This window comes from Rhizobium sp. AN80A (assembly GCF_030053015.1).
GTDB classification, from domain to species: Bacteria; Pseudomonadota; Alphaproteobacteria; order Rhizobiales; family Rhizobiaceae; genus Rhizobium; species Rhizobium metallidurans.
Genome location: NZ_JASJPX010000003.1, coordinates 2,659,694 through 2,685,640, shown reverse-complemented (window position 1 = coordinate 2,685,640; position 25,947 = coordinate 2,659,694). Strand labels below are relative to the sequence as shown.

The 25,947-nt window shown below is 63.3% G+C and carries 26 protein-coding genes and 1 tRNA gene; 12 read left to right on the top strand and 15 right to left on the bottom strand.

The features are described 5' to 3' along the window. Positions 1-11: 11 nt before the first annotated feature. The 5 genes from P3R82_RS24935 to P3R82_RS24915 all read right to left on the bottom strand — a co-directional run bounded on the left by P3R82_RS24935 (position 12) and on the right by P3R82_RS24915 (position 4,386). Positions 12-1,115, bottom strand: a complete 1,104-nt coding sequence (locus P3R82_RS24935) for an ABC transporter permease (RefSeq protein ID WP_183900728.1) — start codon at positions 1,113-1,115, stop codon at positions 12-14. A gap of 7 nt (positions 1,116-1,122) precedes the next feature. Further along, on the bottom strand, positions 1,123-2,634 hold the full coding sequence (locus tag P3R82_RS24930; protein ID WP_283195727.1) for an ABC transporter ATP-binding protein: 1,512 nt from the start codon (positions 2,632-2,634) through the stop codon (positions 1,123-1,125). 71 nt (positions 2,635-2,705) lie between these two features. Continuing rightward, a complete protein-coding gene (locus tag P3R82_RS24925) occupies positions 2,706-3,698 on the bottom strand; it encodes a BMP family ABC transporter substrate-binding protein (protein WP_183900726.1) in 993 nt (330 codons plus the stop codon). 127 nt (positions 3,699-3,825) lie between these two features. Beyond that, complete coding sequence (locus tag P3R82_RS24920; protein ID WP_283195726.1) at positions 3,826-4,044, bottom strand: hypothetical protein; 219 nt, start codon at positions 4,042-4,044, stop codon at positions 3,826-3,828. A gap of 24 nt (positions 4,045-4,068) precedes the next feature. Beyond that, positions 4,069-4,386, bottom strand: a complete 318-nt coding sequence (locus P3R82_RS24915; protein ID WP_183900725.1) for a hypothetical protein — start codon at positions 4,384-4,386, stop codon at positions 4,069-4,071. 225 nt (positions 4,387-4,611) lie between these two features. Between P3R82_RS24915 and P3R82_RS24910 the strand changes: the two genes are divergently transcribed. Both P3R82_RS24910 and P3R82_RS24905 read left to right on the top strand, forming a co-directional pair. Beyond that, positions 4,612-4,701 (top strand) — tRNA-Ser (locus tag P3R82_RS24910). Positions 4,702-4,754: 53 nt separating this feature from the next. Beyond that, positions 4,755-5,561, top strand: coding sequence for a hypothetical protein (locus P3R82_RS24905; protein ID WP_283195725.1), 807 nt, complete (start codon positions 4,755-4,757; stop codon positions 5,559-5,561). Between the two features lie 179 nt (positions 5,562-5,740). Here the strand turns inward: P3R82_RS24905 and pncB are convergent, their stop codons facing one another. From pncB to P3R82_RS24860, 9 genes are all read right to left on the bottom strand, one after another. After that, positions 5,741-7,045: a nicotinate phosphoribosyltransferase gene (pncB, locus tag P3R82_RS24900; protein ID WP_183900706.1), complete on the bottom strand. Its 1,305-nt coding sequence runs from the start codon at positions 7,043-7,045 to the stop codon at positions 5,741-5,743. Positions 7,046-7,240: 195 nt separating this feature from the next. Further along, positions 7,241-7,582: a hypothetical protein gene (locus P3R82_RS24895; RefSeq protein ID WP_183900705.1), complete on the bottom strand. Its 342-nt coding sequence runs from the start codon at positions 7,580-7,582 to the stop codon at positions 7,241-7,243. 103 nt (positions 7,583-7,685) lie between these two features. Next, entirely contained in the window at positions 7,686-8,639 is a 954-nt protein-coding gene (locus tag P3R82_RS24890; RefSeq protein WP_283195724.1) for a glyoxylate/hydroxypyruvate reductase A, read from the bottom strand. 21 nt (positions 8,640-8,660) lie between these two features. After that, positions 8,661-10,289 carry an ABC transporter ATP-binding protein gene (locus P3R82_RS24885; protein WP_283195723.1) on the bottom strand — a complete coding sequence of 543 codons (1,629 nt, stop codon included), beginning with the start codon at positions 10,287-10,289 and terminating at the stop codon, positions 8,661-8,663. Further along, the gene (locus P3R82_RS24880; protein ID WP_283195722.1) at positions 10,289-10,774 is read right to left on the bottom strand and encodes a PIN domain-containing protein; all 486 of its coding nucleotides are present in this window, start codon (positions 10,772-10,774) and stop codon (positions 10,289-10,291) included. Before P3R82_RS24880 ends, P3R82_RS24885 begins: the two co-directional genes overlap by 1 nt. After that, a complete protein-coding gene (locus P3R82_RS24875; RefSeq protein ID WP_283195721.1) occupies positions 10,771-11,067 on the bottom strand; it encodes a hypothetical protein in 297 nt (98 codons plus the stop codon). The genes P3R82_RS24880 and P3R82_RS24875 overlap by 4 nt, the downstream gene beginning before the upstream one ends. A gap of 70 nt (positions 11,068-11,137) precedes the next feature. Then, positions 11,138-12,286 carry an ABC transporter permease gene (locus tag P3R82_RS24870; protein WP_283195720.1) on the bottom strand — a complete coding sequence of 383 codons (1,149 nt, stop codon included), beginning with the start codon at positions 12,284-12,286 and terminating at the stop codon, positions 11,138-11,140. Continuing rightward, complete coding sequence (locus P3R82_RS24865; protein WP_183900699.1) at positions 12,286-13,377, bottom strand: microcin C ABC transporter permease YejB; 1,092 nt, start codon at positions 13,375-13,377, stop codon at positions 12,286-12,288. Before P3R82_RS24865 ends, P3R82_RS24870 begins: the two co-directional genes overlap by 1 nt. A 158-nt stretch (positions 13,378-13,535) precedes the next feature. Then, entirely contained in the window at positions 13,536-15,374 is a 1,839-nt protein-coding gene (locus P3R82_RS24860) for an extracellular solute-binding protein (protein WP_283196420.1), read from the bottom strand. A gap of 242 nt (positions 15,375-15,616) precedes the next feature. On the opposite strand from P3R82_RS24860, the gene mepA reads away from it, so the two are divergent. The 6 genes from mepA to P3R82_RS24830 all read left to right on the top strand — a co-directional run bounded on the left by mepA (position 15,617) and on the right by P3R82_RS24830 (position 21,636). Beyond that, complete coding sequence (gene mepA, locus P3R82_RS24855) at positions 15,617-16,690, top strand: penicillin-insensitive murein endopeptidase (protein WP_283195719.1); 1,074 nt, start codon at positions 15,617-15,619, stop codon at positions 16,688-16,690. Between the two features lie 111 nt (positions 16,691-16,801). Next, a complete protein-coding gene (locus tag P3R82_RS24850) occupies positions 16,802-17,185 on the top strand; it encodes a methylglyoxal synthase (RefSeq protein ID WP_183900697.1) in 384 nt (127 codons plus the stop codon). 33 nt (positions 17,186-17,218) lie between these two features. After that, the gene (locus P3R82_RS24845) at positions 17,219-18,250 is read left to right on the top strand and encodes a glucokinase (RefSeq protein ID WP_283195718.1); all 1,032 of its coding nucleotides are present in this window, start codon (positions 17,219-17,221) and stop codon (positions 18,248-18,250) included. A 93-nt stretch (positions 18,251-18,343) separates the two neighbouring features. Then, entirely contained in the window at positions 18,344-20,131 is a 1,788-nt protein-coding gene (locus P3R82_RS24840) for an ABC transporter ATP-binding protein (RefSeq protein WP_183900695.1), read from the top strand. 23 nt (positions 20,132-20,154) lie between these two features. Beyond that, positions 20,155-20,979: a 4-hydroxy-tetrahydrodipicolinate reductase gene (dapB, locus tag P3R82_RS24835; protein ID WP_283195717.1), complete on the top strand. Its 825-nt coding sequence runs from the start codon at positions 20,155-20,157 to the stop codon at positions 20,977-20,979. Between the two features lie 21 nt (positions 20,980-21,000). Then, entirely contained in the window at positions 21,001-21,636 is a 636-nt protein-coding gene (locus P3R82_RS24830) for a 2,3-bisphosphoglycerate-dependent phosphoglycerate mutase (RefSeq protein ID WP_018899221.1), read from the top strand. Positions 21,637-21,837: 201 nt separating this feature from the next. Here P3R82_RS24830 and phnF read toward each other — a convergent pair whose 3' ends face one another. Continuing rightward, on the bottom strand, positions 21,838-22,569 hold the full coding sequence (gene phnF, locus P3R82_RS24825) for a phosphonate metabolism transcriptional regulator PhnF (protein WP_283195716.1): 732 nt from the start codon (positions 22,567-22,569) through the stop codon (positions 21,838-21,840). 116 nt (positions 22,570-22,685) lie between these two features. On the opposite strand from phnF, the gene phnG reads away from it, so the two are divergent. The 4 genes from phnG to P3R82_RS24805 are packed head-to-tail and all read left to right on the top strand — an operon-like array spanning position 22,686 to position 25,785. Then, positions 22,686-23,171, top strand: a complete 486-nt coding sequence (gene phnG / locus P3R82_RS24820) for a phosphonate C-P lyase system protein PhnG (protein WP_283195715.1) — start codon at positions 22,686-22,688, stop codon at positions 23,169-23,171. Then, on the top strand, positions 23,171-23,794 hold the full coding sequence (phnH, locus tag P3R82_RS24815; protein ID WP_018899229.1) for a phosphonate C-P lyase system protein PhnH: 624 nt from the start codon (positions 23,171-23,173) through the stop codon (positions 23,792-23,794). The genes phnG and phnH overlap by 1 nt, the downstream gene beginning before the upstream one ends. 3 nt (positions 23,795-23,797) lie before the next feature. Continuing rightward, positions 23,798-24,907, top strand: coding sequence for a carbon-phosphorus lyase complex subunit PhnI (locus P3R82_RS24810; protein WP_047506739.1), 1,110 nt, complete (start codon positions 23,798-23,800; stop codon positions 24,905-24,907). Continuing rightward, a complete protein-coding gene (locus P3R82_RS24805; RefSeq protein WP_183900688.1) occupies positions 24,904-25,785 on the top strand; it encodes an alpha-D-ribose 1-methylphosphonate 5-phosphate C-P-lyase PhnJ in 882 nt (293 codons plus the stop codon). The genes P3R82_RS24810 and P3R82_RS24805 overlap by 4 nt, the downstream gene beginning before the upstream one ends. Positions 25,786-25,947: the final 162 nt, after the last annotated feature.

Sequence of the window (25,947 nt, the reverse complement as noted above, 5' to 3'; positions counted from 1 at the left end):
CGTCGCTCTCCTTAAGCCCGCTTGAACTGTTGGTAGAGGCGCACCATCGCCGGCCGGTACATGTATTCGAGCGCGCCTGCGAACAGGATCACCAGACCCTGGATGACAAGGATCATCTCGCGGGTGATGTTGGGCATCTCGAACGAGATCCAGTCACCACCCTGGTAGAGGATGCCGAACAGGATCGCCGAGAGCACGATGCCGACGGGATGGTTGCGCCCCATCAGCGACACCGCGATGCCGACGAAGCCGGCGCCGCCGACGAACTCGACCTGCAGGCGGGCCGACGAGCCCATCACGGGGTTGAGCGCCATCATGCCGGCCAGCGCGCCCGAAAGCAGCATGGCGATGATGACGATGCGCGCATAGGGAATGCCGGCGTAGGCCGCGGCACTCGGGCTGACGCCGAGCGTACGCATTTCGAAGCCGAGCTTGGTGCGCCAGATCAGCAGCCAGACGAACCAGGCCGCCACCAGCGCGATGATGAAGGAGACGTTGAAGGGCGCAGCCCCCAGCTTGGCGCCGAACATGTCCATGATCCAGCCGAGCTTCGGCAACTGTCCGCCTTCGAGGAAGGTGCGGGTTTCCGGCGCCATCTTGCCCGGCACGATCAGCACGTGCACCAAGAGATAGACCATCAGCGCCGCGCCGATATAGTTGAACATGATCGTGGTGATGACGATATGGCTGCCGCGCTTGGCCTGCAGCCAGGCCGGAATGAAGGCCCAGGCGGCGCCGAACAGGCCGGCGCCGATCACCGCGACCGGCATGGTCACGTACCACGGCACGAACTTGTCGAGCGACAGCGCCACCAGCGCGCAGCCGAGACCGCCGAGATAGGCCTGGCCCTCGGAGCCGATGTTGAACAGCCCGGCATGGATGGCGACCGCCACCGAAAGGCCGGTGAAGATGAAGCTGGTGGCGTAGTACAGCGTAAAGCCGATGCCTTCGCCGCTCCCGAGCGCGCCTTCGATCAAGAGCTGCAGCGCGCCGAGCGGGCTCTCGCCGATCAGCCAGACGACGAAGCCTGATATCAGGAAGGCGGTGACAAGGTTCAGGATCGGAATGAGGCCGTAGTTGATCCAGCGGGGAAGGGGAATGGAAGCAGTGCTCATCAAGGCCTCACGCGGCAATGCCGGCCATCATCAGGCCGAGGGTCTGTTCACCGGCATCGGGCGTCTTCTCACCGACGACATGGCCGGCGAACATGACAAGGATACGGTCTGAAAGGGCGCGGATTTCGTCGAGCTCGACGGAGACGAGCAGGATCGCCTTGCCCGCGTCGCGCATCTCGATGATCCGGCGGTGAATGAATTCGATGGCGCCGATGTCGACGCCGCGCGTCGGCTGGCCGATGATCAGCGCCGTCGGATCGCGCTCGATTTCGCGGGCGACGACGATCTTCTGCTGGTTGCCGCCGGAGAAGTTCGCGGTCTTCAGCCGTGGGTTCGGCGGCCGGATGTCGTATTTCTCGATCTTCTCCATCGCGTCCTTGCGGATCGCTTCGAGATCGAGCAGCGGGCCCTTGCTGTATTCAGGCTTGCGGTGATAGCCGAGCACCGAGTTCTCGTATTCCTCGAACTTCAGCACCAGGCCCATATGATGGCGGTCCTCGGGGATATGCGCCAGGCCGAGTTCGCGCAGCCGCGCCGGGTCGGCCTTGTCGATCGTCTCGCCATCGAGCAGGATCTCGCCCGAATGCGGCTTGCGGATGCCCGCGATGGCTTCGAGAAGCTCCGACTGCCCGTTGCCGGCGACACCGGCCACGCCGACGATCTCGCCGGCCCGCACGTCGAACGACACGTTGTCGACCATCACGACGCCGCGGTCGTCCTTCACCGTCAGATTGCGCACCGACAGGATGACCTTGCCGGGATTGGCCTCGCCCTTCTGCACGCGCAGCAGCACGCGGCGGCCGACCATCAGCTCCGCCAGTTCCTCGACCGTCGTCTCCGCGGTCTTGCGGCTGGCGACCATCTCGCCACGGCGCATCACCGACACCGTGTCGGTGATCGCCATGATCTCGCGCAGCTTGTGGGTGATGAGAATGACCGTCTTGCCCTGGTCGCGCAGCACTTTCAGGATCCGGAACAGGTGGTCGGCCTCGGCCGGCGTCAGCACGCCCGTGGGCTCGTCGAGGATCAGGATCTCGGCGCCGCGATACATGGCCTTCAGGATTTCGACGCGCTGCTGCAGGCCGACGGGGAGCTGCTCGATCAGCGCATCCGGGTTGACCTCGAGGCCGTATTCCTTTTCCAGCCGCTTCAGCTCGGCGCGAGCGGACGCCACGCCTCTTGCGAGCAGCGCTCCGCCCTCGGCGCCGAGCATGATGTTCTCGAGCACCGTGAAATTGTCGACCAGCATGAAGTGCTGGTGCACCATGCCGATTCCCGTCGAGATCGCCGTCTGGCTGTCCTTGATCGTCACGGCCTGGCCGTTGACCCGGATCTCGCCCTGGTCGGCGTGGTAGAAGCCGTAGATGATCGACATCAGCGTCGATTTTCCGGCTCCGTTTTCCCCGATGATGCCGTGGATGGACCCCTTGGCGACCGTGAGGTTGATGTCTTTGTTGGCGTGGACGGCACCGAATTTCTTGTCGATGCCCACAAGTTCGATAGCGGGCGTGTCAGTCACAGCAGGCTCCAGATACGAAAAGGGCGTATGGCGGAAATCACGTCCGCCATACGCCCAATTTCAGGCGCGGATCACTTCGGGCAGGAGTTGTCCGAGGTGTAATCGTGAACCTTGACGGTTCCCGCGATGATATCAGCCTTGGCCTTTTCGACGGCGGCCAGCATTTCAGGCGTGATCAGCGCCTTGTTGTTGTCGTCGATGGCGGCCGACACACCGTCTTCCTTGACGCCGAGCGACTGCACGCCGGCACTGAACTTGTCGTTCTTGGTGTCGGTGTAGGCGTTGTAGACGGCGAGGTCGACGCGCTTGACCATCGAGGTCAGCACCGAGCCCGGATGCAGGTAGTTCTGGTTGCTGTCGACGCCGATCGAGAACTTCTTGTTGTCGGCGGCCGTCTGCAGCACGCCAAGACCGGTGGCGCCGGCTGCCGCGTAGATCACGTCGGCACCCTGGTCGATCTGGTTCTTGGTCAGCTCACCGCCGCGAACCGGATCGTTCCAGGCCGCACCCGTCGTGCCGGTCATGTTCTGGAACACCTCGACCTTGGCATTGGCGGCGCGCGCGCCCTGCGCGTAGCCACATTCGAACTTGCGGATCAGCGGAATGTCCATGCCGCCGACGAAGCCGACCTTGCCGGTCTTGGATGCCATGCCGGCGAGAACGCCGACCAGGAAGGAGCCTTCTTCTTCCTTGTAGACGACCGAGCGGACGTTCGGCTTGTCGACCACGGCGTCGACGATGATGAACTTGGTGTCGGGGAATTCAGCCGCGACCTTCTCGATCGCCGAGGTCCATGCAAACGAGACGGCGACAACGGGGTTGAAGCCGCGGCTTGCGAAATTGCGGATGGCCTGTTCGCCCTGGGTGTCGCCGGTCGGCTCGAAATCGCGGTAGGCGATACCGGTTTCCTTCTTGAACTGCTCGGCGCCATTGTAGGCGGCTTCGTTGAATGACTTGTCGAACTTTCCGCCGGTGCCGTAGACCAGTGCCGGCTTGACGTCGGCAGCAAGCGCCGTCGTGGACATGGCAGCCACGGCGAGGAGAGCGAGAAGGGATTTTTTCATTGTGCAGCCCTGTTGTTGCTATTTGTTAGGGGTCCTCCCGCAAGCCCGTTTTCAGGCATGTCTGCGGAACCGCCGACCTCCCCCCGGAGGCTGGCTTGCCGCATCCTTGCATGGCGTGAAAAAAAACTCACGGGAAATTTTTCGACTGGTAAAAATTTGACGACACTGCGTAAAAACCGGCCACGGCAATCTTTTTTTGCGCAAAATCAACGCCAAAATGCGATTTTTCTAGCCAGTCGAGACGTCGCCATTCGCTGCCGGTCACGCCGGGTCCGCCCTGGATATCGTGCGCGCATTCCCGCTTAACGGCTGTCGCCGCCACGTCAGGTAGCAAAAAAGCGGGCAATGGACGCCTCGATCACGCCGTCGCCTATGCCGCGAAACGCCCCGCCACCGGCGGCTTCTTGTACCCCGCCATCCACAGGATCAGCGACAGCACGAGGAATACCGCGAAAGCCGGCTGCATCATCAGCCACTGGAAGCCCAGCGTGTAGACGCGCGGATGGATATAGTAGGCGACGGTCGATTGCAGCGCCTCGAAGGACGATGCATTCATGTCCTGCCAGGCATCGCCCATCGGCGTGATGACCACCGAGGATGCCGCCACCGACTGTATGCTGTCGATCGTCCCGGCGATCACCGCGACTGCCAGCGCGATCAGGCTCGCCAAACGCAAAAGGAAACGCATTACTCTCTCCGCCACCGATCCGCCGGGTTTCACCCGGCCAGTTGCGCCCACTCTCCACGACATCGGACACTAGTGCCCCGCCGCCGGAACCGCAATGGACCGCTTTCCGGCACTTTTGCTGGAAGAAGTCAAAAAACTGTTAGATTTAGGTTGATCCCTGAAAATTCCTCGGTATATATCGCGCCGTTCCAACGATTTGCGCCCAAGGGTCCAAATCAAGCAGCAGGACAGGTGGCCGAGTGGTTTAAGGCGCACGCCTGGAACGCGTGTGTACGTGAAAGCGTACCGTGGGTTCGAATCCCACCTTGTCCGCCATTTTATTTTTTTCGAATTTTTGACAGAAATTTTAGCCTCCAAAGAGCTGATTTATGAATGGAACGGTCGCGCAATTGGCTGCGCTAGCTTGTCACGGCAACGCGCATTTAAAGAATGGTGGCGTTCCGTCGTTTTTTCCCTCCAATTCGACCTGCAAGTTTTGCGACGAGATAAGTTTCGTCGTTTTCAAAAGAAGTTTCTTTGGCAAGGTTAAAGAAAAGGAAATTGCGTCGACCCCCGATGATTGGTTCGAATACCTCACGGGCAAGAATGCCAAATCGCTCAAGTTGGCTTACTCGCCGCAAAGCAGCTCAGCTACCGATGATAGAATGTCTGCCGGCTTCGTTGGCGGCGGTGGACGTTGGGGAATAGAGGTTTTGCTGCCCAACGATAAAAGCGAGTATTGGGTAGCGCGCTGGCAGGTTTGGAATCAAAACGCGCCGGAACGAAGAATTTGGCGGGTTACTTACGCGATGGTCTCGACTGGGAAGACACCCAGGGATGGGGCGCTGCCAATTCGCAATGTCACAGATGCTCTTGAGAGAAGCCTAGAGGAAATTCATAGCTTTTCCGAAAGAAATAACTGCGGTGGATTTACAGAGGCTTTTGCAAAAGCACTGGACACTTTGCGTTCGGGGAACAAGCACGGCTATCATCAGGACATATCTCGAGATGGTTTGCTGTCCAAAGAAGCCGAATTGATACTAGACGCGTGTCAAAGTGCATCGGTATTCGGCGGTATGGGATCATGGAATGACATGGGTTTCGATGGCGCCGAGCAGGCCGAATACGAACGCGTGTCTGACCAACTATTCTGCTACATAAACAATGCAATTGTTGCGGCAGTAAATTCAGCCTGATCAGCAATCATGCGCGGCATGCTGCCTTGCATCCGCGCCAATATCCTGTAAACGCAGCCTCGGAACGCGACCGCCGTTAACTTAAGAACGGGGTCGGGCGGCAGATTGACGTCACGTCGCTGTCACGAGATCACGTGGCCGTTCCCTCGTTCCATACACATCCGCAGTAAAAATGCGTCTCAGACCAGCACGGCCTGCTCGACCAGATCCTCGGTGCCGAAGAATTTGAGGTAGCGCTGCACCTCTTCCGGTTCGCCCGTGGCCTTTTGCGGATTGTCGGAGAGCTTGACGGCCGGGCGCCCGTTGGCGTCGCTCACCTTGCAGACGATCGAGATCGGGTTGAGGCCGGAGATCTCGGTCGGCGCGCAGCCGGCGAAGTCGTTGGTGAGGTTGGTGCCCCAGCCGAAGCTCATGCGCACGCGGCCCTCGAAATGCTTGTAGGTGTCGATGATCGCATCGACATCCATCCCGTCGGAGAAGATCAGCATCTTCTGCCGGGGATCGCGCCCCATCTTCTTCCACCACTCGATGATCTTCTCGCCGCCCTCGATCGGCGGCGCGCTGTCGGGGCGAAAGCCGGTCCAGTCGGCCACCCATTCCGGCGCGTCGCGCAGGAAGGCCGCCGTGCCGAAGGCATCGGGAAGCACGATCAGAAGGTTGCCGCCGTAAAGCGTGTTCCAGTCGCGCAGCACCTTGTAGGGCGCATTGCGCAGCTCCTCGTCGGTCTCGGCCAAGGCGGCCGCCACCATGGGCAGCTCATGCGCGTTGGTGCCGACGGCCTCGAGATCGTTGTCCATGGCGAGCAGAACGTTGCTGGTGCCGGTGAAGCCCGGGCCGATGCCTTCCTTCAAGGCCTCGACGCACCAGCGCTGCCAGAGGAAGCTATGGCGCCGCCGCGTGCCGAAGTCGGAGATGCGCAGGCCCGGCAATTCCCGCAGCCGCTCGACCTTCTCCCACATGCGCGCCTTGGCGCGGGCATAGAGCACGTCGAGCGTGAACGGCCCGAGCGCGCGCAGCGCCGAGCGCGAGCGCAGCTCGTTGATGATCGCGAGCGCCGGGATCTCCCACATCGTGGTCTCCTTCCAGGAGCCGTGGAAATCGAGCCGGTACTGCCCGTCGCGCTTCGAAAGCTCGTATTCCGGCAGCTGGAAATGCGACAGCCAGGCCAGGAATTCGGGCTCGAAGATCTGCGCGCGGCCGTAGAAGCTGTTACCCGCCAGCCAGATCATCTCTTTCTTGGAGAGCCTGAGCGTGCGCGCATGGTCGAGCTGCGCGCGCAGTTCCCCTTCGTCGATCTCCTCGGCAAGCAGCACGCGCTTGGTGCGGTTGATGACGGTGAAGGTGGCGTTGACCTCTGGATAGAGCTTCCAGATCATCTGCAGCATCAACAGCTTGTAGAAGTCCGTGTCGATCAGGCTGCGGACGATGGGATCGAGTTTCCAAGCGTGGTTGTAAACGCGCCGTGCAATATCTGTCTTCGCCATCGAATCCACCCTATCCAATCCGGGTGCGGGCGCCGAAACCGGCGCAGGACAACCGGCCTGTGCTGTTTCTTATCGAAAACTCGGCCGGCAATGTCCAGAACAAATGCCTGCGCGGACGGACACGCGCGGTCAAAAGCACCCTCTCGCATGGTTTTGCGGAGGGTGCCTTCCATTGGTACGTTCCAGTGCGCGGGCCTACTGCGCGGTCGCCGGGGCTGGCGGCTGGCTGCCCGGGGTCGCGGGTGTCTCCGTCGGAACGGCGGTGCCGTTCTGCAGCGAAGGCGAGGGCTTGGCGGGCGCCGGCTGCTCGGATTGAAGCTGCTGGCCGGGCTGCTGCGGCGCCACGTCGGTTGCCTGACGCTGGCCCCAGATTTCCACCGGAATCCAGACCAGAAAGGCGAGGACCAGCGCCACGACCAGAAGCGTCAGGATACGCCGGCCGGTGTGGCCCTGCTTTGCCTTGACGGGATCGATCTGCTGCTCTTCATGCAGCGCGCCATCGGTCTTTACCCATTCTCTTCGCATCTGCTGCGCCATGCGTGCCTCCTTGCCAGATGTCGCATGCTGCCGGGCATGCTCCAAAACCACTGGAAACAAACGGTTACCCGGCACGATGGTTCCCCGGGGGGCGCATTCCGCTTCAGTAGCCGCGGCCGCGGTCGACCACATATTGCAGCGGTTCGCCGCGTTCGAAGCGGGCGATCTGCCGCTCCACATGCCGAAACAGCGCGTTCTCCTCCGAACTCGCGGCATCATGCGGCGTGATGAACACGTTTGGCAGATCCCAGAGCGGGCTTTCCGAAGGCAGCGGCTCTACCTCGAAGACATCGAGGGAGGCGCCGCCGAGCACCTCGGTCTCGATCGCCGAGACGATATCGGCTTCGACCTGGCTCTTGCCGCGCCCGGCATTGATGAACACGGGCTTTTGCAGCGCGCCGCCCTGGCGCAGCCTGGAAAACAGCGCGGTGTTGTAGAACTTCGTTGTCTCCGGCGTCAGCGGCAGCAGGCCGACGAGGATGTCGGTCTTCGAAAGAAAGGCATCGAGCCCGCCCGCGTCGAAGGTCTCGATGCCCTCGATCTGCTTGGCTGTGCGCGACCAGCCGATGACGTTGAAGCCCATGATTTTCAGCTTCTTGACAGCATCCTGACCAAGCACGCCCAGCCCCATGACGCCGACAGTCAGTTCCGATGCCTCCGGCGCCACGTCGCGGCCCCATTCGCGCCGGCGCTGCAGCCGGTCGTGCTTGCTCTGCCCGCGTTGATGCATCAGGCACTGCATGACAACCCATTCGCTCATCCGCGTCGTCAGGCTGTGGTCGACGAAGCGGACGATCGGCACGTCGGGAAGGCCGGGCAGGTTCATGAAGCTGTCGACGCCGGCGCCGCCGGAAAAGATCACCTTCAGGTTCGGCGCCCGCGAAAACAGATCGGCATCCGGCTTCCACAGAAGCGCGTAGTCGAGACCGGAAAGATCCCGGCTCCTTGTCTCGGGATCGGCGACATTGACGCTGCCGCGATCGAGAAAGGCGGTCTTCAGGATGCGTTCGACGGTATCGGGATTGAACTTGAGGTCGACGAGAATGGGGGCTGGCATGGTGTCCGGGCTCTGATGTCGCTAGTGTTGCACTGCGGGCGTTGGCCGCGCCTCGATGTTGAAGGCCGCCGCCATCAGCGCCTTGGTGTAATCGTCCTTCGGCGCGCTGAAGATATCGGCCGATGGCCCCTGTTCGACGACCTTGCCGAAGCGCATCACGATCACCTCGTTGGCCAGCGCCTTCACCACCTTGAGATCGTGGCTGATGAAGAGATAGGCGAGGTCGTGCTTCTGCTGCAGGTCGCGCAGGAGATCGACCACCTGCGCCTGCACGCTCATGTCGAGCGCCGATGTCGGCTCGTCGAGCATCACGAAACGCGGCTTCAGCACCATGGCGCGGGCGATCGCGATGCGCTGCCGCTGGCCGCCGGAGAATTCATGCGGATAGCGCCAGCGGGTGGTGGGATCGAGCCCCACTTCCTCCAGCGCCCAGCAGACGCGCCGGTCGCGCTCCTCGTAGGAAAGTCCGCGCTCATGCACCTGCAGTCCCTCGGCGATGATGTCGCCCACCGACATGCGCGGGCTGAGCGAGCCGTACGGGTCCTGAAACACCACCTGCAGCTGGTTGCGCAGCGGCCGCATCTCGGTGAATGAATAGCTGGCTATATCCTTGCCGACGAAGCTGATCCGCCCCTGCGAGGAGATCAGCCGGGTGAGCGCCAGCCCGAGCGTCGTCTTGCCGGAGCCGGATTCGCCGACAACGCCCAGCGTCTGCCCGGCGCGCAGCGACAGGTCGATCCCGTCGACCGCTTTCACGTGGTCCACCACCTTGCGCATCAGCCCCGCCTTGATCGGGAACCAGACCTTGATGTCCGATCCCTGCATCACGATCGGCTTGGAGCTGTCGGCGAGCGGCGGCTCGCCGCGCGGCTCGGAGGCCAGCAGATGGCGGGTATACTGGTGCTGCGGATTGGTGAAGACCTCCTCGACCGTCCCGGTCTCGACGATCTTGCCCTTGGTCATCACGCAGACCCGGTCGGCGAACTTGCGCACGATGCCGAGGTCATGGGTGATGAACAGCATCGACATCCCATGCTGACCCTTCAGCTGCCGCAGGAGTTCGAGGATCTGCGCCTGCACGGTGACGTCGAGCGCCGTCGTCGGCTCGTCGGCGATCAGCAGTTCCGGCCGGTTGGCGAGCGCCATGGCGATCATCACGCGCTGCCTCTGCCCGCCCGAGAGTTCGTGCGGATAGGCCTTCAGCCGCTTTTCCGGCTCGCGGATGCCAACCTGGTTGAGCAGCTCGAGCACCCGCGTGCGCGCCGCCTGTCCCTTGATCCCCTGGTGCAACTCCAAGATCTCGGCGATCTGCTTCTCGATATTGTGCAGCGGGTTGAGCGAGGTCATCGGCTCCTGGAAGATCATCGTGATGTCGTTGCCGCGCACCTCGCGCAGCACCTTGTCGGATGCCTTGAGCAGATCCTTGCCCTTGAACAGGATTTCGCCGGAGGGATGGCTGGCCGAGGGGTAGGGCAGCAGCCGCAGGATCGAATTGGCCGATACCGATTTCCCCGAACCGGACTCTCCCACCAGCGCCAACACCTCGCCCTTGTTGACGTCGAAGGAAATGCCATCGACAGCCACGGAACTCGCGCCACCCTGGTGGAAGGCGACGGAAAGATTGCGGACGGACAGCAAGGGTTCGGACATCAGGACAGGCTCTCGATCAGGGAGGTCAGGGTGGCGTCGTCGGGGCGGAGAACAACAAGAGGAGCAGCGGTCGCATCTTCTGGCAAGCTGTACGGCCCGCGGATGCCCAGATCGGCGCTCAGAAAATGCGAGCAGCCGATTTGCAAGGCCGTCGCGACATGAATCGCGTCAGGCAGCTTCAGATTGCCGCTCCCTGCACGCATCATTGCCGCATAGCGAAGAATTGTCCGGTCCACCGGCAAAACGCTTAGCCATTCGCTGGTTTTCAGCATGTCATCGTAAACCGCCAAGGCTTCATCATCTCTCGCCTTATAGGGTTTCACGATCAGTTCGGAATACGTAAGTTCGCTGGTGGAAAAATAAGGTTCTGATTGTTTGTCCCGCGCCAACATAAGCAGGGTCTCGAGCTGTCGGGTCGCGGGGCCACCTTCGAATAGGTCGATGAAGATATTCGTATCCAAATATAGATGTGACGGCGGGTTCATTCATCGTCCCATTCGTCACGCAAAGCCCGGATGCGCGCAACGGCCTCTTCCGTAGTGACGCCTTCTGGGTGGTGCCTCTGATATTCCCGAATTCTTTCGATAAGCTCGGCCGCGGTCATCGGCTTTCGAGGTTCGTCTTGGGACTCGCTTAGGCCAGGGTAAAGGTTGCGATCGAGGCTGGTTTTTCCCTCGACCTCGACGACAACACGCACCGTTGCATCATCGGCGAATCCCTCCCTCAGATCCTCGGGAAGGTTGGCGACGGGATAATGATCACGCACGATCTTATTCATGACGGTCACGCTCCAAACGTTGCGTAAAACACAACTCTACCCGCAAACCCCTGCCATGACGAGGCCGCCCTCATCCGAAGGTCTTTCTCGGATCGAACGCGTCGCGCACCGCCTCGCCGATGAAGATCAGCAGCGACAGCATGATCGACATCGCGAAGAACGCCGTCAGCCCCAGCCACGGCGCCTGCAGGTTGGCCTTGCCCTGGGCGATCATCTCGCCGAGCGAGGGCGAGCCGGGCGGCATGCCGAAGCCGAGGAAGTCGAGCGAGGTCAGCGTGGTGATCGACCCGGAGAGGATGAAGGGCAGGAAGGTCAGCGTCGCCACCATGGCGTTCGGCAGAAGGTGCCGCCACATGATCGTGCGGTTGCTGACGCCGAGCGCCCGCGCCGCCCTGACATATTCGAAATTGCGCGCTCGCAGGAACTCCGCGCGCACCACGCCGACGAAGCCGACCCACGAAAACAGCAGCATGATCCCGAGCAGCACGAAGAAGCCCGGCGGCAGGATCGCGGCGATGATCAGGAGTATGTAGAGCACCGGCATCGACGACCAGATCTCGATGAAGCGCTGCAGCAGAAGATCGGTCCAGCCGCCGAAATAGCCCTGGATCGCGCCGGCGCTGACGCCGACGATGGCCGAGCAGATCGTCAGGATGAGCCCGAACAGCACCGAGATGCGGAAGCCGTAGATCACCCGGGCAAGCACGTCGCGCGCCTGGTCGTCGGTTCCCAGCCAGTTGAGATTGTTCCAGGTGCAGTTGGGGTCGTTGACGCCTTGCGGGTAGCCGGAGCATCGCTCCTCGGCGCCCATCATCCAGAAGGGCGCGGTCGGCGCCGAATGCGGGATGTTGGAGTTGACCGAGCGGTAGGAATAGCGGATCGGCGGCCAGATCATCCAGCCATTGGCCTTGATCTCGTCGGCGATCACGTCGGAGCGGTAGTCGGTCTCGGCCAGGAAGCCGCCGAACTTCTCCTCCGGATAGTTGACCAGCACGGGAAACAGGATCTCGCCCTTGTAGGAGGCGATGATCGGCCGGTCGTTGGCGATGAATTCGGCGAACAGGCTGAGCCCGAAGAGAAGCAGAAACAGCCAGAGCGACCAGAAACCGCGCCGGTTGGCCTTGAAGTTCTTCCAGCGCCTGATGTTGGTGGGCGAGAGCAGCCCCTTGCGCGGCGGCTTCACGGGCGTGGCGGTCGCGGGCTTTGCGGCGGTGTCCATCACACGTCCCTCCGCTCGAAGTCGATGCGCGGATCGATCCAGGTGTAGATCAGGTCGGAGATCAGGCTGACGAAGAGGCCGAGCAGCGAGAAGATATAGAGCGTCGCGAACACGATCGGATAGTCGCGGTTGACCACCGAGAGATAGCCGAGCCGCCCCAGTCCATCGAGCGAGAAGATGTTCTCGATCAGCAGCGAGCCGGTGAAGAAGGCGGAGATGAAGGCGCCGGGAAAGCCGGCGATGATGATCAGCATGGCGTTGCGGAACACGTGGCCGTAGAGCACCTTGCGCTCGTTCAGCCCCTTGGCCCGCGCCGTCACCACATACTGCTTCTTGATCTCCTCGATGAAGGAGTTCTTGGTCAGCAGCGTCGTCGTCGCGAAAGCCGCCAGCGACAGCGAGATCAGCGGCAGCGTCAGGTGCCAGAAATAGTCGAGCGGCTTCTGCCACCACGCAAGCTGGTCGAAATTGTCGGAGACGAGACCGCGCAGCGGAAACCAGTCGTAGAACGACCCGCCGGCGAAAAGCACGATCAAAAGGATACCGAACAGGAAGCTCGGAACGGCATAGCCGATGATGATCACGCCCGAGGTCCATACGTCGAAGGTCGAGCCGTCCTTCACCGCCTTGCGGATACCGAGCGGAATGGAGATGCCGTAGGAGAAGATCATGATCCAGATCCCGAGCGAGGCCGAGACCGGCAGCTTCTCCTTGATCAGATCGAGAACGGACGTATTGCGGAAGAAGCTCTCGCCGAAATCGAAGCGGATATAGTTCCACATCATCTCGCCGAAGCGCGTCAGCGGCGGCTTGTCGAAGCCGAACTGCTTCTCGAGCTTCTTGATCAGCTCCGGATCGAGCCCCTGCGCGCCGCGATATTTCGAGCCGCCGTCATCCATTCCGGAGCCCATCAGGTCGCCGCCGCCGCCCGAAAGGCGGGCGTCAGCCCCCTGCGCATCGCCGGTCAGCTGCGCGATCACCTGCTCGACGGGCCCGCCCGGCGCGAACTGGATGACGGTGAACGAGATGGCCATGATGCCGACAATCGTCGGGATCATCAGAAGCAGGCGGCGAAGGATATAGGCTCCCATCAGTAAGCGGCCTCCGGGGAGTTCTGTCGTAGGCTGTCCAGTCTATCGCCGCTCAATCGTCAAGCCTTCCTTTGCCGTTCCGTCCCGGCGCTGATCATCGTCCGAAGTGATTCGGCTGGTCCATTTGGAGCCCAGCCGCCGGGCCAATGCAAGCCCGCTCACTTTTGCGCGGAAGACGACCACCAGACATCCGGAAAACCGGTCGAGTAGGCCGGGTACTCGGCCGGCCGGGTAATCGTGTTCCAGTAGGTGATCGACTGCGTGTCGCGGTAAAACAGCGGCACGACATAATGCCCCGCCATCAGCACCCGGTCGAGCGCCTTGATCGCCGCCACCTGCTCGTCGCGGTTGGGCGCGAAGATCACCATGCGGATCAGCGCGTCGACGGCGGGGTCGGAAATGCCGGCATAGTTGCGCGAGCCCTGCTGGTTGGCGGAGCCGGAGCCCCAGTAGTCGGCCTGCTCGTTGCCGGGGTTCAGCGTCTGCGCCCAAACGTTCCAGATCACGTCGTAATCGAAGCTGCGCACCCGGTTGGTATATTGCGAGGCGTCCACGGTGCGCACGCGCACATCGATGCCGATCTTCTTGAGATTGTTGGCGTAGGGCACGGCCCAGCGCTCGAATACCGGGCTCGACAGCAGGATTTCGAAGCTCATCGGCTTGCCGGTCGCGGTATTGACCATACGGTTGCCCTTGATCTCCCAGCCGGCCTCCTTGAGCAGCTTGATCGCCGTGCGCAGGTTGTCGCGGCTCTTCTGCGGGTCGCCGCCAACGGGGTTCGAATAGGCCTTGGTGAAGACGTCGGGCGAAAGCTTGTCCTTGAGACCGTTGAGGATCTCCAGTTCGCGCCCCTCGGGCAGGCCGGACGACGCAAGCTCGGTGTTCCAGAAATAGCTGTCGATGCGCTTGTAGCTGTTGAAGGCGACGGTGCGGTTCAGCTCCTCGAAGTCGAAGCCGTAGTTCAGCGCCTCGCGCACCTTCTCGTCCTTGAAGACGTCGCGCCGCGTGTTGGTGACCATCGCCTGCATGATGCCGGTGGCGCGCAGCGCGTTCGGCACGTCCTCCTTCTTCACGCGCCCTTCCTTGACGGCCGGAAAATCATAGCCGGTCGCCCAGCGCGCCGCGAGCGTCTCCTGCCAGAAGTCGCTGTTGCCGGCCCTGAAGGCCTCGAACTCGACGTCCCGGTCGCCGTAATAGGTGTAGGTGATCGAGCCGAAGTTGTTCTGCCCGACATTGACGTTGAGATCCTTGCCCCAGTAGTCGTCGCGCAGCTCGTAGCGGATCGTGGCGCCCGCCGAGAAGGCGGCGATCTTGTAGGGGCCGGAGCCCATCACGGGTTCCAGCGTGGTCTTGGCGATATCGCGCGGCTTGCCGTCGGGGCCGGTGCCTTCCCACCAGTGCTTCGGCACCACGACCAGCTGCCCCAGGATGTTGGGCAGTTCCTTGTTGTTCTTCTCGTTGAAGGTGAAGGTCACGTCGCGCTCGCCCGATTTCTCGGCCTTCACCACGTGCGCGTAGTAGTTGGAAGCGAGCGGGTTGAGCTCCTTCACCTTGTCGAAGCTGAAGATCACGTCCTCGGGCGTGACGGGCTTTCCATCCGCCCACTTGGCTTCGGCGCGCAGCCTGAACGTCGCGCTCGAGACGTCGTCGGGATAGGAGAGCCCCTCCGCCAGCAGCCCGTAGGAGGCAAGCAGCTCGTCATCGGCGGGTTTCATCAGCGTCTCGAAGGGCAGCGTCAGGCCGACGGCGCCTTGGCCCTTGGACAGCAGCGGGTTGAACGTGTCGTAGGTTCCCGATGCCGAAAGCCTCAGATTGCCGCCCTTCGGCGCGTCCGGGTTGACGTAGTCGAAATACTTGAAGCCCGGCTTGTATTTCAGCTCGCCGATGACGGAGCTGCCGATCTTGAAAGTCGGCTCCTGGGCCACGGCCTGCAAGGGCAGGGCGGCAGCGCCCAGCAGGGAAAACACCAAACCAAGTCTCGACCACGCACGCGCCATTCGCCAGCCCCAATTGTTTCGCTTCGTCCGAGGATAGGCGAAATGCAGGCGAAAAACAGGTGACGCCACCTTTTTTATCCGGCTTCGCGCAAATGTGAGCGCAAGGGAGCAACAAGCCGCCGCGACGCGTCCGACGCAAGGCCCACGGCGGCCGTGAAAAACATCGATTCACCAGAATCGCTTTTCGCGGTAAGTCTAATACAAATCACTCGACCCAATCGGGCAGCAGTTCAGGACACGGCATGGCTTTCCGTATCGCGCAGGCGCTTTCCTCCATCGGTAAACTGGCATTGGCTGGCTTGATCGGCGCCAGCCTCGTCGCCGGCGATGCCGCCGCTCAGCAGAAACAGCCGAGCCCCGGCAGCGCCAAGGCGATCTTCGGCGGCGTTCAGCTTCCCACGCAAGGCGGCCCGCAACCTTTCGGCTTCTACGCCAAGGGCTGCATGACCGGCGCCGAAGCGCTGCCGACCGATGGTCCGACCTGGCAGGCCATGCGCCTGTCGCGCAACCGCCGCTGGGGCAATCCGGCCATGCTGTCCTTCATCGAACAGCTGTCGCGCGACGCCGCCAGATATGACGGCTGGCCGGGTCTTCTGATCGGCGATATCTCCCAGCCGCGCGGCGGGCCGATGTTCAATGGCCACGCCTCGCACCAGATCGGCCTCGACGCCGATATCTGGCTGAAGCCGATGCCATCCTACCGCATGACCACGGACCAGCGCGAGGCACTGCCCTTCACCTCGATGCTGAAGAAGGACGCGTTTCTGACGATCGATCCCAATGTCTGGAGCGCGGCCCAGGCGCGCCTGTTGATGCGCGCCGCGAGCTACCCCGAGGTGCAGCGCATCTTCGTCAATCCGGCGATCAAGAAGAAGATGTGCGACACCTGGACGGGCGATCGCACCAATCTCGGCAAGCTGCGCCCGGAATACGGCCACGACGCCCACTTCCACGTCCGGCTCAAATGCCCGCCGGGCGCGGCCAATTGCAAGCCGCAGGCTCCGGTCGCGGCGGGAGACGGCTGTGACCAGTCGCTCGCCTGGTGGTTCACCCCAGCGCCCTGGGCAAAGCCCAAGCCGCCGAAGCCGGATGCCAAGCCGGTAAAGCCGCGCGAGGTCATGGTCTCCGATCTGCCCAAGGCCTGCCAGGCTGTTCTCGACGCCCCGGCCGTCTCCTCGATGCGCGCGGCGACCTATGGCGGCGCCTCGGCCGCCGAAGCGCTCGGCGTTGCCCCCGCCGCCCAGCCGGCGGCCGCCAGCGACGAAGAGCTGCCCGATCTCGGCCCCGTCCCTGATGACAAGCCCGCCGCGCAATGACACGCGGCGCGGTGAAACACAGCGATCCCGCACTTTAAAACCCTGATCGCTTCGTATAGAAGCGGTCAAATCGATTGAATTTTGCCAGTGAATTTAGAGGGGGAGCTTCTGATGGCCGGCCGCAAGTGCCTTGCGCTCATCGCGCATGACCAGAAGAAGGACGAAATGGCGGAGTTCGCCCGCCGCAACGAGGAAACGCTCAGGACGCACTGGACGATCTTCGCGACGGGAACCACGGGCGGCCGCGTTCTCGACGCCGCTCCCGCTCTCGATGTTACACGCTTGAAGAGCGGCCCGCTCGGCGGCGACCAGCAGATCGGCGCGCTCATCGCCACCGGCGAGGTCGATGCCCTGATCTTTTTCGTCGACCCGCTGACACCCATGCCGCACGATGTCGACGTCAAGGCCTTGATGCGTCTCGCGATCGTCTATGATATCCCAATGGCGCTCAACGAGGCCACGGCCGACAGGCTGATCGCCAATCTTCACGCCTAAGCGGCGCGCGAACGCGCAACAACGGAACCTGCCATGCACCAGCTCGATACCAGCGACGCCTCCATGCCCTTCCCGATCCTGATCGGCGATATCGGCGGAACCAACGCCCGTTTCGCCATCATCGAGACGGCGGATGCCGAACAGGTCAATTTCCCGAACGTGCGCACCGCCGATTTCGAAACCATCGACGACGCCATCCGCGCCACCATCCTGGAAAAGAGCGCGGTCAAGCCGCGTTCGGCGATCCTCGCGGTCGCCGGCCCGATCAGCGACGACGAGATCCCGCTGACCAATTGCGACTGGGTCGTTCGCCCCAGGACCATGATCGAAAATCTTGGGCTCGAGGATGTTCTCGTCGTCAACGATTTCGAGGCGCAGGCGCTCGCCATCTCCGATCTGGCGCCGGAGCACCGCGAGCGTCTCGGCAATCCCGACGCCCATGAGGACATGGTCGCCTCCCGCGTCGTGCTCGGGCCAGGCACCGGCCTCGGCGTCGGCGGCCTCGTGCATGCGCGCGGCGCCTGGATCCCGGTTCCGGGCGAAGGCGGCCACGTCGATCTCGGGCCGCGCAGCAAGCGCGATCTCGAAATCTTCCCCCATGTCGAGACCATCGAGGGCCGCGTGTCCGCCGAGCAGATCCTCTCCGGCCGGGGCATCGTCAATCTCTACCGCGCCATCTGCGCCGCCGATGGCATCGCGCCGAAATACAGCGATCCGGCCGACATCACCTCGCATGCGCTGGCCGAAAGCGACCCGGTCGCCGTCGAGACCATCTCGCTGTTTTCGACCTATCTCGGCCGCGTTGCCGGCGACATGGCGATGATCTTCATGGCCCGTGGCGGCGTCTTCCTCTCCGGCGGCATCAGCCAGAAGATCCTGGGCGCGCTGCGCAAGCCCGAGTTTCGCGCCGGTTTCGAGGACAAGGCGCCGCATACGGCACTTCTCTCGACCATCCCGACCTACGTCGTTACCCATCCGCTGGCGGCGCTTTCCGGCCTCTCTTCCTACGCCCGCCGGCCCGATACGTTTGGCGTGTCGACGGATGGCCGCCGCTGGGGTCGATAGCCGATCTAGCCAAACGGGCGTCAACTCTTTATAGAGCCGCTCGAGCGCGGGCCGCACTTGCGGCTCGCATGACCACGAGACAGGAAGTCTTTATTGCGTTCATCCGATCCCCAGCAGCGACCCGTTGACAGCGGTACGGTCACCGCCGTTCTGAAGCGCATCATCGCTGAAAACGGCCGCGAGCACATCTGGGGCTACGTCGTCGCCATCGGCTGTCTTGTCCTCGTCGCGCTGTCGACGGCCTTCACCGCCTGGATCATGCGCTCGATCATCGACGAGGCCTTCGCCAACAGGCGCGCCGATGTCGTGTGGATCATCTGTCTGGCGATTTTCATCGCCTTCGTCGTGCGCGGCTTCGCCAGCTATGGCCAGGCGGTGGCGCTGTCGAAGATCGGCAACAACATCGTCGCCCGTTACCAGAGCCGCCTCTACGTGCATCTGATGACGCTGTCGGTCGGCTATTTCAACGAGGCGCGCTCGGCCCGCATCGCCGCCCAGGTCAGCCAGAATGTCGGCGGCATCCGCGATGTCCTCAACCTGACGATCACCTCCACCGCCCGCGACCTCCTGACCTTCGTGGCGCTGCTCGGCGTCATGGTCTATCAGGACCCGCTGCTCAGCCTCGCCGTCCTGATCCTGGCGCCGCCGCTGCTTCTGGCGCTGCGCTACCTTTCCAAACGCCTGCGCCAGGCCACCAAGGAAGCGATCGACCTCAACAGCCACGTGCTCGGCGCCATGCAGGAGACCATCCAGGGCATCTCCATCGTCAAGGCCTTCACGATGGAGGGCCAGCTCGAGGAGAAGGTCAACAAGATCATCGTCGCCGCCGAGGGCCGCGCCAACAAGATCGCAAGGCTGTCGGAGCGCAACGCGCCGATGACCGAAAGCTTTGCCGGTTTCGCCGTCGCCAGCGTTCTTGCCTACGCCGCCTACCGCTCGATCTATCAGAACGTGCCGCCCGGCGCCTTCTTCTCCTTCGTCACCGCGCTGCTCCTGGCTTACGATCCCGCCCGCCGCCTTGCCAAGCTTCAGGTGCAGATGGAGCGCGCCGCCGTCAACGCGCGGATGATCTACGAATTGCTCGACATGGAGCCGCGCCAGCGCGACCTGCCGGATGCCAAGCCCCTGGTCGTCACCGAGGCCCGCATCGAGCTGAGGCACGTCGCCTTCGCCTATGGCAACGACAATGTGCTCGATGGCGTCGACATGGTCGCCGAAGGCGGCAAGACCACCGCGCTCGTCGGCCCCTCCGGCGCCGGCAAGTCGACGATCATCAACCTCATCCCGCGCTTCTACGATCCGAAGGCCGGCCAGATCCTGATCGACGGCCAGGACATCGCCCATGTGACGAAGAAGTCGCTGCGCGAGCAGCTGGCCTATGTCTCGCAGCAGCCTTATCTCTTCGAAGGCTCGATCCGCGACAACATCCGCTACGGCCGTCCCGATGCCAGCGATGCCGAGATCGAGGAAGCCGCGCGTCTCGCTTACGCCCACGATTTCATTGTCGCACAGCCGGAAGGCTACGACACGCCGGTCGGCGAAAACGGCGTGACGCTCTCGGGCGGCCAGCGCCAGCGCCTGTCGATCGCCCGCGCGCTGGTGCGCAACGCCCCGATCCTGCTTCTCGACGAAGCGACCTCCGCGCTCGATACCGAATCGGAAGCCGCCGTGCAGAAGGCGCTCGACGAAGCCATGACCGGCCGCACCGTCGTCGTCATCGCCCACCGTCTCTCGACCGTCGTGCGCGCCGACAAGATCGTCGTCATGCAGCAGGGCCGCGTCGTCGAAGAGGGCAATCACGAGACGCTTGCGAAGCGCAGCGACGGTCTTTACGCTCGCCTCAACAATCTTCAGAGGCCCGCGGCCTCCGAGACTTTCTGATACGTGAATGATGGACGCCTGACATGAGCGATGCTGCGATGAAACTGGTGGTGGTTGGTGCAGCGGGCCGCATGGGACAGGCGCTCATCCGCATGGTGCACGAGATCGAAGGCGTCGTACTGCACGCAGCCGTCGGCCGCCCGGGCTCGCCCTTCATCGGCAAGGATGCCGGCGAGATCGCCGGCCTCGGCCCCAACGGCGTCCTGATCGGCGACGATCCGCTGGCCGCCTTCCTCCATGCCGATGGCGTGCTCGATTTCACCACGCCCGCGACCACCAATGAATTCGCCGCGCTCGCCGCCCAGGCCCGCATCGTCCACATCATCGGCACGACAGGCTGCTCGGTCGAGGACGAACAGAAGATCTCGGCCGCCAGCCGCCATGCCCGCATCGTCAAATCGGGCAATATGGGCCTCGGCGTCAATCTGCTCAGCGTTCTCGTCGAACAGGCGGCGCGCGCGCTCGATCCCGCCGATTGGGACATCGAGGTCCTCGAAATGCACCACAAGCGCAAGGTCGATGCCCCCTCGGGCACTGCCCTGCTGCTCGGTGAAGCCGCCGCCAAGGGCCGCGGCGTCGATCTCTCAACCCACTCCGTGCGCGTCCGCGATGGCCACACCGGCGCGCGCGAAGCGGGCACGATCGGCTTCGCCACGCTGCGCGGCGGCTCCGTCATCGGCGAACATTCCGTCATCTTCGCCGGCGAAGGCGAGCGCGTCTCGATGGCCCACAGCGCCGGCGATCGCTCCATCTTCGCGCGCGGCGCCGTCAAGGCGGCCCTTTGGGCGCGCGACAGGAAGCCGGGTCTCTATTCCATGCTCGATGTTCTCGGGCTTTCCCAAAACTGATCTTTTTCGGAGGCATTTCTCATGAGTGGTACCCTCGTCCTCGTTCGCCACGGCCAGAGCGACTGGAACCTGAAGAACCTTTTCACCGGCTGGAAGAACCCGGAGCTCACCGAGCTCGGCGTTCAGGAAGCCAACACCGGCGGCAAGGCGCTCGCCGAGACCGGCATCAAGTTCGACATCGCCTTCACCTCCGACCTGAAGCGCGCCCAGGACACGCTGAAGATCATCCTTGAGAACGTCGGCCAGACCGGCCTCGAGACGATCAAGGACCAGGCGCTGAACGAGCGCGACTACGGCGATCTCTCCGGCCTCAACAAGGACGACGCCCGCGCCAAGTGGGGCGAGGAGCAGGTCCACATCTGGCGCCGCTCCTACGACGTTCCCCCTCCGGGTGGCGAAAGCCTGCGCGACACCGGCGCCCGCGTCTGGCCCTATTATCTCACCGAGATCCTGCCCCGCGTGCTGCGCGGCGAAACCGTGCTCGTCGCCGCCCACGGCAATTCGCTGCGCTCGCTGGTCATGGTGCTCGACAAGCTCACCAAGGAACAGATCCTCGGCGTCAACCTCGCGACCGGCGTTCCCATGGTCTACAAGCTCAACGCCGACTCGACCGTCGCGTCCAAGGAAGTCCTCGGCGACATGTCCGGCGCGCACTGAGCCCGTCTCTGGCTGCGTCCAAACTCTCCACCCTCATCCCGGCCTTGTGCCGGGATCCAGTCAACCCAAGTCCTTGGGTTGAAGGACTCCCTCGCGCCGCAGACGCGACGCTGCTGGATCCCGGACCAAGTCCGGGATGAGGGATGCCAGGGGGTTCACGCACGCCCGTGCTGCGCCCTCTCCATGTTGCTAGGATAACCCTCAATTCTCGATCGTGAACTGCACCCGATCAGCGGCAAACCGCGTCACCGAATATTGCACCGGCACGCCGTCGAGATCGGTATTCATCGCCTTGGTGATCAGCACGATCGCGCCCGGCGTCAGCTCCAGCGCCGAGAGATCGGCGGCTTCGGCGTGGGCGGCGGTGATTTCGGTGGTGGCGCGGATATAGTCGGACAGGCCGAGGTCGGCGAAGGCGCGGGTGATCGATTCCGTCTTCTCGTAGGCCTCGGGCATGCCCGCGAAACGCGCCGCCGGAAACCATGAGGTCGCGCTCGAGACCGGCCGTCCATCCGCCTTGCGCACGGTCTCCAGCCGGATCACTTTCGTCCCCGGCGCAAGCTTCAGCCAGCGCGCCACCTCGTCGCTGGACGCCTCCTCGCCATGTCCGAGCAACAGCCCGCGCGTCTCGCGCGCCTGCTCGCCGATGCCGCTGTTGAAGCGCGTCCGCTTGCTGATCGGAAAGTTCAGCCGTTCCTTGCGCTCGATCAGCGTGCCGCGACCCTGCACGGCGCGCACGATCCCCTCCTGCGCCAGCGCCGCCAGCGCGCTGCGCACCGTGTGGCGGTTGACGCCGAACTGCGTGGCCAGCGTCATCTCCGGCGGCACCATGCCCGTTTCGTCGTAGGCGCCGGCGCTGATTGCCTGGCGAATCCGGTCGGCGATCTGTCGCCACAGCGCCACGCCCGTCTGTCTCTGAACCTGCCCAGCCATTTTAGCCCTTTATCTTATGCGCCCCCGAAATGTCACACGCTTGTCACCTCGGCGATTTAGGTCTAGGTATAGCTTGTATGGTTGTCTATATCAATAGACATTTAAAGGATGTGGCGATGACCTTAGCGGAAAAGAAGGTAGGCAAGACCGAGCTGGGTGAGGGTGACCGGGCGCGCAAGCGCACCGTCGATCTGCTCGCCCGCGCCGAGCGGCAGGAGCTGGAAGCGGCCTGGCAGGCATTGGCGGAAAAGCCGGTGGCGCAAGCCGTGCGCGGCCCCGAAACCGGCCTCGTCATGGTGCGCGGCCGCATGGGCGGCGGCGGAGCCGCCTTCAATCTCGGCGAGGTCACCGTCACCCGCGCCACCATCCGCCTCGCTTCCGGCACCATCGGCCATGCCCAGGCGCTCGGTACCGATCGCGAAAAGGCCCGCCTCTCGGCGATCTTCGATGCGCTCTGGCAGGAGCCGGCCACTCGCGACGCTATCGAAAACACCCTGCTTGCGCCGATCGCGGCCCGCGTCGCCGATGCCGATAACAGGAAGGCCGACGAGACCGCGGCCACCCGCGTCGATTTCTTCACCATGGTTCGCGGAGACGACTGATGCCCCTCAAGACTGAAACGCATAACGCAGATGCCCTGTCGGGCGGCTTCGCCGAGCCGGTGTTCCACGCCCAAAGCGTCTTCAAGCTGATGATGGATGCCATGGCTCGCCCCGGCACCATCCAGACCGTGTCGCCCGATGCCGAGCCGCCGGCGCCGCTCGGCATTGCAGCCGGTGCCATCGCGCTGACGCTGTGCGATCACGACACTCCCGTCTGGCTCTCGCCTGCTTTGGCCAAGTCCGCCACGCCGCAATGGCTCGGCTTCCACACCGGCGCGCCGGTGACGCCGGAAAAGGCCGAAGCCCGCTTCGCCTTTGTCGATGAAGGCGCCACGCTCTCCTCCTTCGGCTTGTTTGCCTCCGGCACCCAGGAATATCCCGATCGTTCGACGACGCTCGTCATCGAGCTGCCCGATCTCGAAGGCGGTCGCCGTCTCGCGCTGATGGGCCCCGGCATCAAGACCGTCACCGACGTCGCGCCGCTTGGTCTGCCGGAACGCTTCCTGCATCTGTGGACGGAAAATCGCGCGCTCTTCCCGCGCGGCGTCGACATCGTGCTCACCTCGGGCAGCCGTTTCCTCTGCCTGCCGCGCACCACCAAGATCACCGCAACGGAGATGTGACCCATGTATGTTGCCGTCAAAGGTGGCGAGGCCGCCATTTCGAATGCCCACCGCCTGCTCGCCGATCGCCGCCGTGGTGATCGCGCGCTCCCCGCCATCGGCATCGAGCAGATCGTCGCCCAGCTGACGCTTGCCGTCGACCGCGTCATGGCCGAAGCCTCGCTTTACGACCGCACGCTGGCGGCACTCGCCGTGCGCCAGTCGCGCGGTGATATGATCGAGGCGATCTTCCTGCTGCGCGCCTACCGCACGACATTGCCGCGCTTCGGCTATTCGCAGCCGATCGATACGGCTCAAATGAAGATCGAGCGCCGCGTCTCCGCCACCTACAAGGACCTGCCCGGCGGCCAGCTGCTCGGCCCGACCTTCGATTATACCCACCGCCTGCTCGACCCCTCGCTGCTCGAGGATGGCGCGGTCGAGGAGCCGGTGCTGCGCGAAGCCGAAACCGGCCGCGTCATGCGCGTCTCGGAAATCCTTGCCCATGAAGGCCTGATCGAGGGCGATGGCGAAATGCCGGAGGATCACGAGATCGGCGATCTCACCCGCGAGCCGATGGAATTCCCGATGAGCCGGGATCTGCGCCTGCAGGCGCTCGCCCGTGGCGACGAGGGCTTCCTTCTGGCGCTCGGCTATTCCACCCAGCGCGGCTATGGCCGCAACCACCCCTTCACCGGCGAAATCCGCATCGGCGAGGTTGAGGTGGAGTTTGATGTGCCCGAGCTTGGCTTCGCCGTCTCGCTCGGTTCCATCCAGGTCACCGAATGCCAGATGGTCAACCAGTTCAAGGGCTCCTCCAAGGCGCCGCCGCAGTTCACCCGTGGTTACGGCCTGGTCTTCGGCCAGAGCGAGCGCAAGGCCATGTCCATGTCGCTGGTGGATCGTGCGCTTCGGGCAGGCGAGCTCGGCGAGGATGTCACAGCGCCCGCGCAGGACGAGGAATTCGTCATCTCGCATGCCGATAACGTCCAGTCGACCGGCTTCGTCGAGCATCTGAAGCTGCCGCACTATGTCGATTTCCAGGCCGAGCTCGATCTCGTCCGCCGCATGCGCAACGACTTCGACGCCGCCCGCAACGGCGGCGATGACGATCTCAAGGAGGCAGCCGAATGAGCGATCTCGCCACATACAACTTCGCCTATCTCGACGAACAGACCAAGCGGATGATCCGCCGCGCCATCCTGAAGGCGATCGCCATTCCCGGCTATCAGGTTCCCTTCGCCTCGCGCGAAATGCCGATGCCTTATGGCTGGGGCACCGGCGGCGTGCAGGTCACGGCCTCGATCATCGGCCCCGATGACGTGCTCAAGGTCATCGACCAGGGTGCCGACGACACCACCAACGCCGTCTCCATCCGCGCCTTCTTCCAGAAGGTCGCCAATGTCGCGGTCACCACGCACACGAAGGATGCCACCATCATCCAGACCCGCCACCGCATCCCGGAAGAAAAGCTCGGGGCGGGGCAGGTGCTGGTCTACCAGGTGCCGATCCCCGAGCCGCTGCGCTTCCTCGAGCCGCGCGAGACCGAGACCCGCAAGATGCACGCGCTCGAGGAATACGGCCTCATGCACGTCAAGCTCTACGAGGACATCGCCCATAACGGCCGCATCTCCAAGACCTACGCCTACCCGGTCAAGGTCGCCGGCCGCTACGTCATGGACCCGTCGCCGACGCCGAAGTTCGACAATCCGAAAATGCACATGTCGGACGCCCTGCAGCTCTTCGGCGCCGGCCGCGAAAAACGCATCTACGCCGTCCCGCCCTACACCGAAGTCGTCAGCCTCGATTTCGAGGACCACCCCTTCGAGATCCAGCGCTTCGGCAAGCCCTGCGCGCTCTGCGGCGCCGAGGACGTCTATCTCGATGAGGTGATCCTCGACGACAAGGGCGGCCGCATGTTCGTCTGCTCGGATACGGATCATTGCGAGGACCGGCGGGAGCATGGCCATGCCGGCGAGATGTTGGCGCAGGGTCGGGAGGCTGCGGAATGAGGGCGCTTCAAGTTCGGCGTTCTGCCGGGGATACCCCTCTCTGCCCTGCCGGGCATCTCCCCCACAAGGGGGGAGATTGGCTGGGCGCAACCGCTCGTTCCACATGCATTGGCTGGCGTAAACATCGCAACGAGTCGATCTCCCCCCTTGTGGGGGAGATGT

Bases quoted from the DNA above. Each gene is read 5' to 3' on its own strand.
- P3R82_RS24935 (WP_183900728.1), bottom strand. From the start codon at position 1,115: ATGAGCACTGCTTCCATTCCCCTTCCCCGCTGGATCAACTACGGCCTC.
- P3R82_RS24925 (WP_183900726.1), bottom strand. From the start codon at position 3,698: ATGAAAAAATCCCTTCTCGCTCTCCTCGCCGTGGCTGCCATGTCCACG.
- P3R82_RS24915 (WP_183900725.1), bottom strand. From the start codon at position 4,386: ATGCGTTTCCTTTTGCGTTTGGCGAGCCTGATCGCGCTGGCAGTCGCG.
- P3R82_RS24905 (WP_283195725.1), top strand. From the start codon at position 4,755: ATGAATGGAACGGTCGCGCAATTGGCTGCGCTAGCTTGTCACGGCAAC.
- pncB (WP_183900706.1), bottom strand. From the start codon at position 7,045: ATGGCGAAGACAGATATTGCACGGCGCGTTTACAACCACGCTTGGAAA.
- P3R82_RS24895 (WP_183900705.1), bottom strand. From the start codon at position 7,582: ATGGCGCAGCAGATGCGAAGAGAATGGGTAAAGACCGATGGCGCGCTG.
- P3R82_RS24890 (WP_283195724.1), bottom strand. From the start codon at position 8,639: ATGCCAGCCCCCATTCTCGTCGACCTCAAGTTCAATCCCGATACCGTC.
- P3R82_RS24885 (WP_283195723.1), bottom strand. From the start codon at position 10,289: ATGTCCGAACCCTTGCTGTCCGTCCGCAATCTTTCCGTCGCCTTCCAC.
- P3R82_RS24880 (WP_283195722.1), bottom strand. From the start codon at position 10,774: ATGAACCCGCCGTCACATCTATATTTGGATACGAATATCTTCATCGAC.
- P3R82_RS24875 (WP_283195721.1), bottom strand. From the start codon at position 11,067: ATGAATAAGATCGTGCGTGATCATTATCCCGTCGCCAACCTTCCCGAG.
- P3R82_RS24870 (WP_283195720.1), bottom strand. From the start codon at position 12,286: ATGGACACCGCCGCAAAGCCCGCGACCGCCACGCCCGTGAAGCCGCCG.
- P3R82_RS24865 (WP_183900699.1), bottom strand. From the start codon at position 13,377: ATGGGAGCCTATATCCTTCGCCGCCTGCTTCTGATGATCCCGACGATT.
- P3R82_RS24860 (WP_283196420.1), bottom strand. From the start codon at position 15,374: ATGGCGCGTGCGTGGTCGAGACTTGGTTTGGTGTTTTCCCTGCTGGGC.
- mepA (WP_283195719.1), top strand. From the start codon at position 15,617: ATGGCTTTCCGTATCGCGCAGGCGCTTTCCTCCATCGGTAAACTGGCA.
- P3R82_RS24850 (WP_183900697.1), top strand. From the start codon at position 16,802: ATGGCCGGCCGCAAGTGCCTTGCGCTCATCGCGCATGACCAGAAGAAG.
- P3R82_RS24845 (WP_283195718.1), top strand. From the start codon at position 17,219: ATGCACCAGCTCGATACCAGCGACGCCTCCATGCCCTTCCCGATCCTG.
- dapB (WP_283195717.1), top strand. From the start codon at position 20,155: ATGAGCGATGCTGCGATGAAACTGGTGGTGGTTGGTGCAGCGGGCCGC.
- P3R82_RS24830 (WP_018899221.1), top strand. From the start codon at position 21,001: ATGAGTGGTACCCTCGTCCTCGTTCGCCACGGCCAGAGCGACTGGAAC.
- phnF (WP_283195716.1), bottom strand. From the start codon at position 22,569: ATGGCTGGGCAGGTTCAGAGACAGACGGGCGTGGCGCTGTGGCGACAG.
- phnG (WP_283195715.1), top strand. From the start codon at position 22,686: ATGACCTTAGCGGAAAAGAAGGTAGGCAAGACCGAGCTGGGTGAGGGT.
- phnH (WP_018899229.1), top strand. From the start codon at position 23,171: ATGCCCCTCAAGACTGAAACGCATAACGCAGATGCCCTGTCGGGCGGC.
- P3R82_RS24810 (WP_047506739.1), top strand. From the start codon at position 23,798: ATGTATGTTGCCGTCAAAGGTGGCGAGGCCGCCATTTCGAATGCCCAC.
- P3R82_RS24805 (WP_183900688.1), top strand. From the start codon at position 24,904: ATGAGCGATCTCGCCACATACAACTTCGCCTATCTCGACGAACAGACC.